This is a genomic window from Streptococcus suis (assembly GCF_002960445.1).
Taxonomy (GTDB): domain Bacteria; phylum Bacillota; class Bacilli; order Lactobacillales; family Streptococcaceae; genus Streptococcus; species Streptococcus hyiners.
Map to the genome: position 1 here is coordinate 1 of NZ_POJD01000366.1, position 370 is coordinate 370.

The following is a 370-nucleotide window of genomic DNA, read 5'->3' on the forward strand; positions in this document are numbered from 1 at the left end:
TCTACAATATATTTAGCAGAAAAATAGGAGCAGTTCAATTGACTGTTCCTATTTTTAATATTCATAAAATCTAAAGTCTTTATACTCTTTAACAATGGAGTCGCCAACCAGAACAGACTATACTGACCAGCGACTACCTTAAATTTAATGTTTCAGATTTATTTTCTTATCTCTAATTTCATAAACTACATCTGCTACATTTTCGAGTAATCGTTTATCGTGGGTGATAAACACGATAGTTCCGGTGTACTCCTTCATTAGTATTTCCAAAGCCTCTAAACTTGGTATGTCAAGGAAGTTACTGGGTTCATCCATTATTAGGATGTTATATCTACCCATGAGCATTTTAGCAAGCAACAATTTTATAATT

1 pseudogene is annotated in these 370 nt (G+C 32.4%); it reads right to left on the bottom strand.

The window, feature by feature from the left end:
- Positions 1 to 144: 144 nt before the first annotated feature.
- Positions 145 to 370 (bottom strand): annotated as a pseudogene (locus C1G53_RS12095) (Msr family ABC-F type ribosomal protection protein); the annotation flags it as partial.